The following is a 13,725-nucleotide window of genomic DNA, read 5'->3' as shown; positions in this document are numbered from 1 at the left end:
GGGGTTATTGAGGGGTATAGACCGCGACCAGGCTCATAGATTTACGTATCTCGACAAACGCCTTGCTGACGGAAAACACGGTGACTCCTGTCACGAAACGGGTGGATTATCTCAGGAAATTGGCTATTGGTGGGGATAGATGTTTCTTAATGGTTAAAAAGTAATTAAAAAAACTGCCGAACTGTGAATGTAATCGCTTTCCTGAAAGAAAATTACGTAACCCTTTCAGTGGGAATCGATTCATCTCGCGCGTAAAAAACTTGACGCCAGGAGCGGCGGGGGTGAAAACCCCCGGCGAAGCGCCTGGCGGAGGGGACGATTAGTGAAGCTGGGGATCGGCCGGGGAAGCGTTATTGCGGATTTCAGCAATATCCATGGCGTTGAAGAGATAGTGATTGCCGCAGTAATCGCAGTGCATATCAATTTCGCCCTCGTCGGCCAGGATGCTATCAATTTCTTCATCCGGCAGGGTCTTCAGCGCGCCCGCACAGCGTTCGCGGGAGCAGGTACATTTGAACTCCACGTTCTGCGGATCGTAAACCGTGACCTCTTCTTCATGATACAGGCGCCACAGGACATCGTTAGCCGGCAGGGTGAAAAGCTCCTCGGCCTTGATGGTCTCCGTCAGGGTCGCCAGGTGCTCGAAATCTGCGGCCTGAGCGTCCTGCGCCGGCATCACCTGCAGCAGCATGCCGCCGGCCATTGGTTTTCCGTCATGTTCACCGGTGCGGATGATCAGGCGGGTCGGCAGCTGCTCCGAGCGCTGGAAGTAATCTTCCAGGCAGGCGGCCAGGGTTTCGCCTTCCAGACCGACGACGCCCTGATAGCGCTCGCCCTCATCCGGGGAGATGGTAATGACCAGGTAACCGTTACCCACCAGCGTTTTCAGATCGGCATCTTCCGGGATCTCGCCCTGGATGCGCGCGACGCCGCGCAGCTGCTGCTGGTTAGTGCCGTTAATCACCGCCAGAGAGAGGGGACCGTCGCCCTGTAGCTGCACGGTAATATCGCCGGCAAACTTCAGCGTTGCGGTCAGCAGGCTGGTAGCCACCAGCAGCTCCGCCAGCACGGTTTTGACCGGCTGCGGGTAGCTATGGTTAGCCAGAATTTGTTCCAGCGTTTCTGAAACGGTAACCAGCTCGCCGCGCACGGCATAGTTTTCAAACAGGTAACGATGTAATTGATCGTGTTGAGTCATAATAGTCTCTCTTGCTGGCAACAGCGCTGCCTGGAGTTCAGGCCGTTATTCACTATCGCCGTGTTTAAATCTCATCAGGTCGCGGCGCTCTTTCTTGTCCGGACGTCTGTCGGGATGCGGCATGGTTAGCGCGTTCATTTTGCGCGCCAGCGCCATTTTTTCGCGTTTCTCGATGCTCTCTACCGTCTCTTCGTACAGCGCGACGGCTTCGCTGGCGGGCCGGCGCTGTTCAGTCATGCCTTTTACGACGACGGTGCGTTCGTCGTTGCCCTGGCGTAGCGTCAGGGTGGCGTCCAGCTCGACGATTTTTCCAGGCTTGCTGCGCTGTCCGTTATAGTGCACCTTGCCGCCTTCAATCATCTCGCGCGCCAGCGCACGGGTTTTATAGATGCGGGCTGCCCAAAGCCATTTGTCCAGCCTGATGGCGACGACGGGCTTCTCTTTCATGGCCTCTCCTTATTGCGTCAGCGAGGGGATCAGGCGCCGGTAATCATTCATGCCAGGATGGCGGGCGTAGCGCTTTTCCGCCAGCCCGGAATCAGGATTGGTCACCCCAAGACAGTAGCGAATGCCATACTGCGCTGCCGCATCGAGGATCGCCTCGTTGTCATCAACAAACAGCGTTTTATGCGCATCGAAGCCGGTTTCCTCAGCCACCGCACGCCACAGGCGCTGATCCTCTTTCGGATAACCAAATGTGTGGGTGGAAAGCAATAAATCAAGGTGTGCATCAAGACCGGTGTGCTTGAGCTTGACCGCCAGGTTGTGCGGATGGGCGTTGGTCAGCAGGATCCGCCGCTTGCCGCTGGCTTTGAGAGCGTCAAGGAACGGCACGGTATCTTCGCGCAGGGCGGCCTTCGGCCCCTGCTCGCTGGTCATCGCACGAATATCCAAATTCAGGCGCTCGCTCCAGTAGTCAAGACAGTACCAGTTTAGCGTATGCTGCACCGCGTGATACTCCTGGTGCATCGCTTCTCTGGCCTCCTGCAGGTTAAGGCCGCGGGCGGCGCCCCAGGTTTCCGGAACCAGCTTTTGCCAGAAATAGTTGTCGAAGGCGAGGTCGAGCAGGGTGCCATCCATATCCAGCAGAACGGTATCAACCTCCTGCCAGGCGATATCAAAGTGCATGGTGAGTCTCCAGCGAGGGGAAATGCGCGACAGGTTAACACACCCCGTCGCGCAAAGGATTACTCGTGATGTTCCGGCGAGGAGATGAGTACCGGGTTCAGGCAGCTTTCATAATACTTCTCAATTTCTTCCATCCGCTGGCGATGGCGCTGGTAGCGGCGGATCGCCAGCACGCCGTGCCAGGACATGCAGCCGAGCATCGCCAGCAGCAGCAGCGTCGTGCCGAGATAGCGCCACAGCCCTGAGCGATCGGGAATGCGGTGCAGATTGATATGCTGCGTGCCGTTGGCATCGGTATAGAGATTGGTGACGATGCCCTCGGCGTGGAAAGGGGTATGCATCAGCATTCCGGCCAGCCGCTGCAGCTCGCCCCACTGATCGTGGGCAGGGTAATCATACAGGCTGACGGTTGGCCACGGCTGGCTGACCAGATCGCTGCCCTCATCGCTGGCGATTAAAAAACCGCCGGGAGCCGGGCTGTTCAGCGCCTGCGCCGCGCGCGAGGTTTCGCGGATCACGAACGGCGCCGTGGAGGTGGTCACCAGGTTTTCCAGCGACTCGGCGCTGACCGGGCGTAGCAGCACGTTGATGCCGTCCAGTTTGCCCGAGCTGGCGCGTTTGGTCAGGGCATCCCAGCTGCGCGTATTGCCAAGGTTGACCAGCGCATTCTTCAGGCGCGTGCAGTCATCTTGCGCCGAGCACAGGCTATTGGTTTTGATAACGATATCGCCAAAATCATCCAGCAGCACCATTCCTGATTTCTGAATGGCCGAGCGCAGCGCCGGGCTAACGCGTGAATCATCGTCCGGGTCAGGATGCAGCTGGCGCTGGACGGACTGCATCAGCGCGGTGGCTTTGCCGACGATGTCGGACTCCGGCAGCGGCAGGGGAGGGGCATCGTTCCAGACGATTTGCGAGCAGTCAAACGGCATAAACGGCGAGTTCTCTTTTTTTGCCGTCCAGGTATCCGGAGTGTGGATATTGCACATGCCGGTGCCCTTCAGCCGCAGGGTATCGCCGATGCGGACCTGCGATTTCTCTAGCTGAGCAACGGTCGTCGCTTCGATGGTCTGCGCGCCCTTGAGCCACGAAAGCGTGAATTTAAACGGCATATTCAGCGGCACGCTGGCCCACAGCATCACCACCACCAGCAGGGCGCCGGCGGCGATAATGGCGCTGCGTAGCCAGTACTGGAGCGGGAAGTGCCTGACCTCATCGTGTAGCGACAGGAAGCGTCCCTGGCGCGCGACGTGACGGCTGAGGTAGATATCGACATCCGTTTGCTGGCCGAGATCCTGGGCAATCCAGGGCTGCCAGTGGCGGGGATAGATAAGGTCGATGATCCCCAGGGAGATATTATTGATGTGCTCCTGATCGTTTTCACCAAACAGACCCCAGCGTTTTGGCATTCCGCGCAGGCAGTGGATCTCCCGCAGGGAGTTTTTACGCGGCGGAGCGTACATCCCCCACAGGCCAGCGAACAGCAGCAGGAGCCCGCCGCCGAGCAGCCAGGGAGTGAAAACGTAGGGGCTGATCAGGCTGAAGTAAAACAGCAGGAACGCGGCGACTATCAGCACCGCCTCGCGCAGACCGTCGGGGCGGCTAAGCGCATGCTCTTCGGCGGTCTCCTGGCGAATATTCAGCAGCTCTACCTGCTCACTCTCTTCACCGCGGATGGAGGCCTGGGTAGCCGACGCCCTTTCAAGCGCGTAGCCGCGGGCCTCCTGCGGGTAGTCGCTGAGCGCGTGGCCGTTGAGGGCAATAACCAGCGGCAGGCTGTCGGTTGGGATCAGGTCGACGCTATTTTCGTCGTTGATGTGCTGTTCCCAAAACGGCGGCAGGTGAACCTCCACCGAATCAAGGAAGTAGCGCCATTTGTTCGGATCGTCGGTGGTGATGCCGTAGCGGGTGATGGCCCGGGTTACCGTAATAACGGTCTCGCTCTGCGCGTTCAGCGTCAGAGAGACCGGCGCAACGCTGGCACCGGTAGCCGGTATCTTCTGCGCCTGGCTGAGCCCCTCGAGATACTTTTCTACCGCCCGGCGCTCCTCGGCGGAGAGCTTGCGCGTAGCGGCATCGCTGAAGGCGTGCAGTAAAGGGAGGCGACGACGTCTGGCATGCGCGCGATACCACCACCCGATCAGCAGTGCGCAGAGCAGCAGTGCCGTGAAGAAAATCAGAAAGGTGCCCATGCCCATCCCATCATAGTTATTCTTTTCTTAGCGGTATCGTTGGCTGCCATTAACACTCAAAAGCCATCCTTCAGGATTATGTTACCTGCGATTATGGGCCTGGGAAGAGCGCGAAATCCTCGGGTACGCTGGGTACGCTTCGGTTTCTGCGCGCTATCCGCTCAGACTGCCGGCGACACTTACGCCCGACGGGAGAGGCTCGTCGCGTGAGCCTGCAGTTTGCTACCGGCAGATATTGTGTAAGTAAGGGAAAATTTATTGTGCGTTACAGCAGCATACAAGCTTATCAAAAACGTTAAAATGCAGGAATCGGTAAATTCTCAAATACATTTCAACCTATTGACTTTTTTATCTTTATGATTCTCTCATTGAGCGCTGATACGTTGCAACTATGTAAATTAGTGGCGAATTGAATTGCCGAAAGCGTGCTCCATATCGCACAATGACCTCTGTAATCACAGCATAGACCGATGACGATGAGCAAATCATTACAAAAACCCACCATTCTCAATGTTGAAACGGTAGCGCGTTCGCGTCTTTTTAACGTTGAAAGCGTGGATCTGGAATTCAGCAACGGCGTGCGCCGCGTTTATGAACGCATGCGGCCTTCTACGCGTGAAGCCGTGATGATTGTGCCGATTGTCGATGACCATATTATTCTGATTCGCGAATATGCGGTAGGAACGGAGTCCTACGAGTTAGGTTTCTCGAAAGGGCTGATCGATCCGGGTGAAAGCGTGCTGGAAGCGGCCAACCGCGAGCTGAAAGAAGAGGTTGGCTTCGGCGCGCAGAAGCTGACGTTTCTGAAAAAGCTGAGCATGGCGCCGTCCTACTTTTCCAGCAAAATGAATATCCTGGTTGCCGAAGATCTCTATCCTGAGTCGCTGCCGGGCGATGAGCCGGAACCTTTACCGCAGGTGCGCTGGCCGCTTTCCGAGCTAATGACGCTGCTGGACGAAGAAGATTTTAACGAAGCGCGCAACGTCAGCGCGCTGTTCCTGCTGCGCGAATGGCTGCAGGCGCAAGGGCGGCTGTAGTCCGAAGCGCGCCTCGAGGCGACGCGGGGCATCGCCCGTACGAATGGATGAAAAAGAAAAAGCGCCCGCAGGCGCTTTTTTTGTCAGAACAGCTCGTGGGTCTCTCCCCCACCGTCGGTGAGGGTCGTCCCCACTTCATGCACCGCCTGCTGGGTGGGCTGCGTGCCGTCGATAAAGTACTCCGCACGACTATTACCGCCGCTGGCCAGCTGGCCGGTGCTGCGATCGATATTCACCGTGACGATGCCAGACGGCGGCGTTAGCGGCTCTTCCGGCACGCCTTCAAGCACTCTCTTCATAAAGTCATCCCACGCCGGCTGGGCGCTTTTTGCCCCGCCTTCGTAACCGGAGATCTGCTCTTTAATGGCGCCGGAAGCGGTTGTACGGCCCAGATCGCGTCGGTGGTCGTCAAAGCCAATCCATACTGACGTCACGACGCCTGGGCCATAGCCTGAGAACCACGCATCTTTCGAGCTGTTGGTGGTCCCCGTTTTGCCGCCGATATCGTGGCGCTGTAGATCGCGGCCGGCGCGCCAGCCGGTTCCCATCCAGCCCGGTTCGCCGAAGATGTTGCTGTTCAGCGCGCTTTTAATCAGGAAGGCCAGCGGCGTATTAATCACGTGCGGCGCGTACTCCGGCGCTCCGCTCTGGGCCACCAGGGCCTGGTTCGCCTGCTCAAGCTGCGGCTGCGGCGGCACCGCCGGGTTTTGCGGATCTTCAGAGGTCGCGACCTCTTCGACGTCTTTATTCTCCAGAACGTTGGACTTCGGCGTATCGCCGTAAATCACCGGGGAGTTGCACTGTGGGCAGGCAACTTTTGGCCGCTCTTCGAAGATGACGCCGCCCTGATCGTTTTCTATCTTGCTGATAAAGAACGGCGTAATCAGGAAACCGCCGTTAGCCATCACCGAGTAGCCGCGGGCAACCTGCAGCGGCGTAAACGAGGCAGAGCCCAGCGCCAGCGATTCGGTGTGCACGATATTCTGCGCCGGGAAGCCGAAGCGCTGCAGATATTCCGCCGCGTAATCAACGCCCATCGCGCGCATCGCGCGAACCATCACTACGTTTTTCGACTGTCCCAGCCCCTGACGCAGACGAATAGGGCCCGCGTACTGCGGCGGGGAGTTTTTCGGCTGCCAGTCAGAACCCGCGCCGGCATCCCAGCGGGAAATGGGTACATCGTTGAGCATGCTCGCCAGGGTTAGGCCTTTATCCATTGCCGCGGTGTAGAGGAACGGCTTAATGTTCGACCCCACCTGACGCAAGGCCTGAGTGGCGCGGTTAAACTTGCTCTGGTTAAAGTCGAAGCCGCCGACCAGCGCGATAATGGCGCCATTTTGCGGGTTAATGGAGACCAGCGCCGAGTTCACGTCCGGCACCTGCGACAGCCACCAGCTGCTGCCCACCTGGCGGACCCAGATCTGTTGTCCCGTCTGCACTACGTCGGTCACTTTGCGCGGCGTCGCGCCCTGCTGAGTATCGGAGATAAAGCGCCGGGCCCAGCGAACGCCCTCCATATTGAGCATCACCGAGGTGCCGTCGCCGAGCAGCGCAACGGCTTCCTGCGGGTTGGCCGACGTCACGACCGCCGGAGAGAGCGGCCCGGAGCCGGGCTGATTTTTCAACGTGGCGATGATTTTCTTGCTGTCCCACGGGGTTTCGCCCACTTTCCACAGCACCGCTGACGGCCCGCGGTAGCCGTGGCGCATATCGTAGTCCAGCACGTTATTGCGTACCGCCTGCTGGGCGGACTGCTGGTTTTTACGGGTGATTGTGGTGTAGACGCGATAGCCGTCTTCATAGGCCTTTTCACCGTAGCGGTTAACCATCTCCTGGCGCACCATCTCGCTGAGGTACGGCGAGGAGAAGGCGATTTCCGGCGCATGGTATCGGGCATCGATCGCTTCCCCGCGCGCCTGGTCGTACTGAGGCTGCGTGATATAGCCTTCGCTCAGCATACGCGCCAGCACCACGTTGCGGCGGGCGGTCGCGCGGTCCAGCGAGTACAGCGGGTTAAAGGTCGACGGCGCCTTCGGCAGGCCGGCGATGACGGCCATTTCGCTCAGGCTGAGCTGCTCGACCGATTTACCAAAATAGACCTGCGCCGCGGCGCCAACGCCGTAGGCGCGATAGCCGAGGTAGATTTTATTGACGTACAGCTCAAGGATTTCATCTTTGCTCAGCAGCTGCTCGATGCGGATCGCGAGGAATGCCTCTTTGATCTTACGCATCAGCGTCTTCTCCGGGCTCAGGAAGAAGTTACGCGCCAGCTGCTGGGTGATGGTGCTGGCGCCCTGCGACGCATGGCCGGAGAACATGGCGATGCTGGCCGCACGGAAAATACCGACCGGGTCGACGCCATGATGCTCGTAAAAACGGCTGTCTTCGGTGGCAATAAACGCTTTGAGCAGCTCAGGCGGCATTTGTTGCAGGGTTACGGGAATACGGCGCTTCTCGCCATATTGCGCAATAAGCTCGCCATCCGCGCTGTAGACCTGCATCGGGATCTGCAGGCGCACATCCTTCAGGGTCGCGACGTCGGGGAGCTGTGGCTCAATATATTTATAAAGGCCAAAAATCGAGCCTGCACCCAGCAGAACGCAACAGACTGCAAGGATGAATAGATACTTTACGAACTTCACCGGAGATTTCCCATTTAGTTTTATTTGGGCAGTTTATAAACAAACGCGCGGTAGTATAAAGGCAAGCCTGGTGCATTGATAGAGCTCAACCGTAACGGCGGATAAGGAGATATCACCATGGCTTTCAGGAACTGGCGAATAGGGATGCACATCCAGCAGGATAAGATAGCGATCGTGGCGCTGCGGTTTGAGCGCTCCCGCTGGGCGCTGTGCCGCTGGTGGCATATCGCGCTGGCACCCGGCATCGTCCGGAATGGACAGGTGGCTGACGGCATGGCGCTGGCCGAGCGGCTGCGCGGCTGGCGACGAGAGCTGCCGCTACAGCATCAGGTGAGTATCGCGTTTCCGGCCAGCCGAACGCTGCAAAAAAGAGTCCCGTCACCCCAGCTCTCTCTGCGTGAAAGCGAGCAGGCGATGTGGGCGGCCAGCGCCATGGCGCAGCAGCTGGAAATGCCCGTATCCTCGTTATGCGTCGATTATAGCGCATCCCCGGACGCCAGCGAGTGGCAGGTCACCGCCGCTCAGCGACTCGATATCGACGCGCTGCGCCAGCTTGCCGCCCGGCTAAAGCTCAGGGTGAGCGCAATTGTCCCCGATGCCAGCGCGCTGAGCGCCTTTTTCCCCTGGCTACCGGCGGAACTATCAGGCCTTGCGTGGCACGATGAAATGCACTGGATATGGGCTTTGCCGGATAGCTGGGGCAGCTGTCCGCGGGCTGAAGTCGCCGCATTTGCTCAGCTCTCGGCACGATTAAACGCCCGGCAGCTCGGGCTTTGTTCGACCCGGCCTGCCGACGAATGTCGCTTTGACCCGTGGAGCGTGATACATCGCCTGCAGCCTCCTCTCCCCTCCTGCGGCGACAGCTTCGCCGTGGCGCTGGGCCTCGCGCTGGGAGTGCACTGAGCGTGGCGCAGGCTATCAACCTTCTTCCCTGGCGAGCCGCGCGTCGGCGGCAGCGGCTGCGACTTTGGCTACTCTCCGCCGGCGGGCTGCTGCTGGGCCTGCTGCTGGCGCTGTCGGTTTCCCGGACGTCGCGCGAGGCTGACGACAGGCTCGAAGCGGTGAGATTAGCCGCCGAAAATCAGCTTTATGCGGCACTCCAGCAGCGTGAACGCCTGATGCAGGAGCAGCTCCAGCAGCATGAAAAGCAGCGCTTGCGCCACCAGCGGCGGGAGCTGACCCGAGCCTGGCAGCCGCGGCTGGGCAGGATTGCGTCGCTGATGCCGGAACAGGCCTGGCTGACCCGGCTGGAGTATCAGCAAAACACCCTGACCCTCAGCGGCCTGACCCTACGCCTGAACGCCCTATCGGCGCTGGAAACCGCGCTGACGACGGTCGATGGATTTCGGCCGGCCAGAACCGGTGAAACCCGGCGCGATACCGGTGGCCGCTGGCTGTTTAGTTTTTCCCTTGCAGGAGAAGGCCTTTATGCGGGCACTTATTGAGCGCGGGAAGGCATCACTTTTCCCTCTGCGCGGCGGCTGGCTAACGCTGGCGATCGCCTTGCCGCTTACTCTCACCGCCGGTTTGTGGCTGATATCTCCGCCGCCGGCGCAGGAAAGCGTTCGCTCGGATCGTCTGCGCCAGCAGTGGCTGAAGCTGCTCCCGCTGCGGGTAGCCCTTGCCCGGGAAGCGGTCGCCGGGCCCGCGAGGCGGGTTTTTTCCCCGCTTCATCTGCCGGTCGATGGGGCGGCGCTAATTGCCTGGAAACCCGCAGGAAAAGGCGGGGAGATGGTGCTTGAGCTGCGCTGGCCGTCGGTACCGGCGCTGTTTTCCTGGCTGGCAGACTGCGGGATGCGGGTTGCAGCGTTTTCGCTACAGCCGCAGAAGCAGGTGCTGCGGCTGAGCCTGCAGCTGGAGGCCGAAGATGCGGAGTAAAGGGTGGCGCCTGGCGCTGCTGCTGTCTGTGCCTCTGCCGCTGGTCGGCGAGGCGCGTGACCCCTTCCAGCCGGCGGAAGATCGCTGTCAGGTGGCGGCGCTGACCCAGTGGCGCTACGGCGGGGCGATAGGCTCCCCGCAGCTGTGGATCGGTATCCTGCAGGACAGCGCGGGAAAGTGGCGTCGGGTGAGGATAAACGACACCCTCGCGGCCGGCTGGAAGATTAGCCTGCTGACGGCGGAAAAAATCGAAATAACGACGGGGCCGGGATGCGATCCTCTGCACTGGCGCTGGCTGCGTGAGGAGAAAAAAGATGCGATGGATAAGCCTGTTATTTCTGCTGCCGCTGGCGGCAGCGGCGGCCAAAAAAGAGCCGCCGATCTCTCTGGTGGTCGATGAGGCCCCGGTGGTTCAGGTGCTACAAACGCTGGCGGCGCTGCGACAGCAGAATCTGGTGGTCGCTTCCGACGTGAGCGGGACGCTCTCGCTGCACCTGCACAACGTTCCCTGGCAGCAGGCGCTGAGGTCAGTCGTCGATAGCGCCGGGCTGGCGTTCAGCCAGCAGGGAACGATTCTGTACGTGCATACTTTGGCGTGGAAAAAAGCGCAGCAGGCGCAGCTTGAATCCGATCGCGCAAAGCGAAGACAGAATCTCCCCCTGCAGCGGCATAGCATCGTGCTGCGCTATGCCGATGCGGGCGAGCTGGCGAAGGACGGCGACAGGCTGCTCAGCCCGCGCGGTAGCCTGACCGTCGACAGGCGCACCAACCGGCTGCTGATTCGGGACGACGCTGAGCATCTGGCCGCGCTCAAGAGCTGGGCTCTGGAGATGGATCTCCCCGTCGGTCAGGTAGAGCTGGCGGCGCATATTGTCTCAATGAGTGAAACCAGCCTGCGCGAGCTGGGGGTTAAATGGAGCCTGGCTGAAGCCAGCAGTATGCCAGGTTCAGGCCAGTTTACTGGGCTGGGCAGCCAGCTGGCGGTAGGCGATGCCAGTACGCGCACGGGCTTTAATATCGGGCGCATCAACGGTCGCCTGCTGGCGCTAGAGCTGTCGGCGCTGGAGCGAAAGCAGCAGGTCGACATCATCGCCAGCCCGCGGCTGCTGGCTTCCCATATGCAGCCCGCCAGCATCAAGCAGGGGAGCGAAATACCCTATCAGGTTTCCCGCGGAGAGAACGGCGCAACGTCGGTCGAGTTCAAAGAGGCGGTGTTGGGAATGGAGGTGACGCCAACGGTGCTGCAGCAGAACCGCGTGCGCCTGAAGCTGCGAATCAGTGAAAATACGCCGGGTCAGGTGCTGCAGCAGGAAAATGGCGAGGTGCTGGCGATCGATAAGCAGGAAATTGAAACCCAGGTTGAGGTGAACAGCGGTGAAACCCTGGCGCTGGGAGGGATTTTTTCACAAAAAAACAAATCTGCCCGCGACAGTATTCCGCTACTCGGCGATATCCCTCTGCTCGGTCAGCTGTTTCGCCGGGACGGGAAAGATAATGAGCGACGCGAACTGGTTGTCTTCATTACCCCACGGATTCTGGCAGTGCATTAGGCGTTTTTCTTGCTAAACACGTTTCAGGTGTTTGACGTGAGGACGGATTTAGCATACAAGGGGTACCGATTTGAGAGTCGGGTTCGGCATCAATCCTCCCTTTTTGTCCGGTGATTTATTCTCATAATCGTTCAAGACGTATTGAGGCGGTAAGCAAGTTCACCCCCAGAAACATAGCTAGCTATGCACCTGGAGGCGAATAAGTGCAGCCAACGGTGAGGTAGTTTGAATAATGAAGCGTATATTCAGTTGCCAAACCTGCCGGAGTATTGAGATAATTTTTAGTCTGACTCTCGCTCTATTGCATATGAGGTTTCAGTTCATGTCCTGCCGCGCTGGGTATTCGCGAAGCGGGTTTATCATTAACGAATAGTCTTAGTAGTACCGAAAAAATGGCAGAGAAACGCAATATCTTTCTGGTTGGGCCTATGGGTGCCGGCAAAAGCACTATTGGGCGCCAGTTAGCCCAACAGCTCAACATGGAATTTTACGATTCCGATCAAGAGATTGAGAAACGCACCGGCGCTGACGTTGGCTGGGTCTTCGATGTTGAAGGCGAAGACGGCTTCCGCGATCGTGAAGAAAAAATCATCAATGAATTGACGGAAAAACAGGGAATTGTGCTGGCAACAGGCGGCGGCTCTGTAAAATCCCGTGAAACGCGTAACCGTCTCTCCGCCCGCGGCGTGGTGGTCTACCTGGAAACAACGATCGAAAAACAGCTTGCCCGTACGCAGCGCGATAAAAAGCGTCCTCTATTACAGGTTGAAGCGCCGCCTCGCGAAGTGCTTGAAGCGTTGGCAGACGAGCGCAACCCGCTGTATGAAGAGATTGCTGACGTCACTATTCGTACTGACGATCAGAGTGCGAAAGTGGTGGCAAACCAGATTATTCATATGCTGGAAAGCAATTGATTCTGGCTTAATAAAGTGCGTCAGAGTAAAAGCAACTGAGGTGGACGTCGCGTTATGGAGAGGCTTACTGTAACTCTCGGGGAACGTAGTTACCCGATTACCATCGCGGCTGGTTTGTTTAACGATCCAGCTTCCTTTCAGCCACTGCAATCAGGCGACCAGGTTATGCTGGTCACCAATGAAACGCTGGCGCCGCTTTATCTGGATAACGTTCGTTCCGTGCTGGAGCAGGCGGGTGTCAAGGTAGACAGTGTTATTTTGCCCGACGGCGAGCAGTACAAAAGCCTGACGGTGATGGATACGGTCTTCACCGCTTTGTTGCAAAAACCGCACGGCCGTGACACCACACTGGTAGCACTCGGCGGCGGCGTGGTCGGTGATTTAACCGGCTTTGCTGCGGCTAGCTATCAGCGCGGTGTGCGTTTTATTCAGGTTCCAACCACCCTGCTGTCGCAGGTGGATTCTTCGGTCGGTGGTAAAACTGCCGTCAATCATCCTCTCGGTAAAAATATGATTGGTGCCTTCTGGCAGCCAGTTTCTGTCGTTGTCGATCTCAACTGTCTTAAGACGTTGCCGGCGCGCGAACTGTCTTCCGGCCTGGCTGAAGTCATTAAATACGGCGTCATCCTTGACGGTGAATTCTTCGACTGGCTGGAAAACAACATCGATGCGCTGATGGCGCTGGATGAAAAAGCAATGGCGTACTGTATTCGCCGCTGCTGTGAGCTGAAAGCCGAAGTTGTTGCCGCCGACGAGCGTGAAACCGGGTTACGTGCTTTACTGAATCTTGGACATACTTTTGGTCATGCTATCGAGGCCGAAATGGGCTACGGTAACTGGCTGCACGGCGAGGCTGTCGCTGCCGGCATGGTCATGGCTGCGCGTACGTCCGAACGATTAGGGCAGTTCAGCGCACAGGATACGCAGCGTCTTATTACGCTGCTGCAGCGTGCGGGTCTGCCGGTCAGTGGGCCGCAGGAGATGACCGCGCAGGCGTATCTGCCCCACATGATGCGTGATAAAAAGGTGCTGGCAGGCGAAATGCGGCTGGTGCTACCGCTCGCTATAGGGAAAAGCGAAGTTCGCGGCGGAGTGTCGCACGATGTAGTTCTTGGCGCGATTGCTGATACTGAGCAGGCGCAACAATAAGAAGGTCTAGCCGCGTCCGCGCGGCGTTATCATTTCA

At 58.6% G+C, this 13,725-nt stretch carries 13 protein-coding genes; 8 read left to right on the top strand and 5 right to left on the bottom strand.

The annotated features are described in order from the left end of the window. Positions 1–319 precede the first annotated feature (319 nt). From hslO to EDF75_RS15335, 4 genes are read right to left on the bottom strand one after another with little or no spacing between them, the layout of a single operon-like run. The gene (gene hslO, locus EDF75_RS15350; protein WP_095105292.1) at positions 320–1,198 is read right to left on the bottom strand and encodes an Hsp33 family molecular chaperone HslO; all 879 of its coding nucleotides are present in this window, start codon (positions 1,196–1,198) and stop codon (positions 320–322) included. 45 nt (positions 1,199–1,243) lie between these two features. Next, the gene (gene hslR, locus EDF75_RS15345) at positions 1,244–1,645 is read right to left on the bottom strand and encodes a ribosome-associated heat shock protein Hsp15 (protein WP_133600043.1); all 402 of its coding nucleotides are present in this window, start codon (positions 1,643–1,645) and stop codon (positions 1,244–1,246) included. Between the two features lie 9 nt (positions 1,646–1,654). After that, positions 1,655–2,326, bottom strand: coding sequence for a GMP/IMP nucleotidase (gene yrfG / locus EDF75_RS15340; protein WP_076946148.1), 672 nt, complete (start codon positions 2,324–2,326; stop codon positions 1,655–1,657). A gap of 59 nt (positions 2,327–2,385) precedes the next feature. Continuing rightward, on the bottom strand, positions 2,386–4,518 hold the full coding sequence (locus EDF75_RS15335; RefSeq protein WP_133600042.1) for an intracellular growth attenuator family protein: 2,133 nt from the start codon (positions 4,516–4,518) through the stop codon (positions 2,386–2,388). A gap of 476 nt (positions 4,519–4,994) precedes the next feature. Between EDF75_RS15335 and nudE the strand changes: the two genes are divergently transcribed. Next, positions 4,995–5,555 carry an ADP compounds hydrolase NudE gene (gene nudE, locus EDF75_RS15330; protein ID WP_041147478.1) on the top strand — a complete coding sequence of 187 codons (561 nt, stop codon included), beginning with the start codon at positions 4,995–4,997 and terminating at the stop codon, positions 5,553–5,555. A gap of 83 nt (positions 5,556–5,638) precedes the next feature. Here nudE and mrcA read toward each other — a convergent pair whose 3' ends face one another. After that, entirely contained in the window at positions 5,639–8,197 is a 2,559-nt protein-coding gene (gene mrcA / locus EDF75_RS15325; protein ID WP_133600041.1) for a peptidoglycan glycosyltransferase/peptidoglycan DD-transpeptidase MrcA, read from the bottom strand. A gap of 117 nt (positions 8,198–8,314) precedes the next feature. On the opposite strand from mrcA, the gene EDF75_RS15320 reads away from it, so the two are divergent. From EDF75_RS15320 to aroB, 7 genes are all read left to right on the top strand, one after another. After that, on the top strand, positions 8,315–9,100 hold the full coding sequence (locus EDF75_RS15320; protein ID WP_133600040.1) for a type IV pilus biogenesis protein PilM: 786 nt from the start codon (positions 8,315–8,317) through the stop codon (positions 9,098–9,100). Positions 9,101–9,102: 2 nt separating this feature from the next. Further along, a complete protein-coding gene (locus tag EDF75_RS15315; protein ID WP_133600039.1) occupies positions 9,103–9,642 on the top strand; it encodes a PilN domain-containing protein in 540 nt (179 codons plus the stop codon). After that, positions 9,626–10,075, top strand: a complete 450-nt coding sequence (locus EDF75_RS15310) for a HofO family protein (RefSeq protein ID WP_241722673.1) — start codon at positions 9,626–9,628, stop codon at positions 10,073–10,075. Before EDF75_RS15315 ends, EDF75_RS15310 begins: the two co-directional genes overlap by 17 nt. Further along, positions 10,065–10,475: a HofP DNA utilization family protein gene (locus tag EDF75_RS15305; protein ID WP_133600038.1), complete on the top strand. Its 411-nt coding sequence runs from the start codon at positions 10,065–10,067 to the stop codon at positions 10,473–10,475. The genes EDF75_RS15310 and EDF75_RS15305 overlap by 11 nt, the downstream gene beginning before the upstream one ends. Continuing rightward, positions 10,390–11,625, top strand: coding sequence for a DNA uptake porin HofQ (hofQ, locus tag EDF75_RS15300; protein ID WP_133600037.1), 1,236 nt, complete (start codon positions 10,390–10,392; stop codon positions 11,623–11,625). The genes EDF75_RS15305 and hofQ overlap by 86 nt, the downstream gene beginning before the upstream one ends. A 392-nt stretch (positions 11,626–12,017) precedes the next feature. Beyond that, entirely contained in the window at positions 12,018–12,539 is a 522-nt protein-coding gene (gene aroK / locus EDF75_RS15285; RefSeq protein ID WP_004868452.1) for a shikimate kinase AroK, read from the top strand. Positions 12,540–12,593: 54 nt separating this feature from the next. Then, positions 12,594–13,688 (top strand): 3-dehydroquinate synthase, encoded by a 1,095-nt coding sequence (aroB, locus tag EDF75_RS15280; protein WP_041143002.1) that lies wholly within the window; start codon positions 12,594–12,596, stop codon positions 13,686–13,688. Positions 13,689–13,725 lie beyond the last annotated feature (37 nt).

The sequence above is a fragment of the Klebsiella sp. BIGb0149 genome (assembly GCF_004362605.1).
GTDB lineage: Bacteria > Pseudomonadota > Gammaproteobacteria > Enterobacterales > Enterobacteriaceae > Klebsiella > Klebsiella terrigena.
Note: the sequence above shows the minus strand (reverse complement) of the source record. Positions and strands in the feature narration are given on the sequence as shown.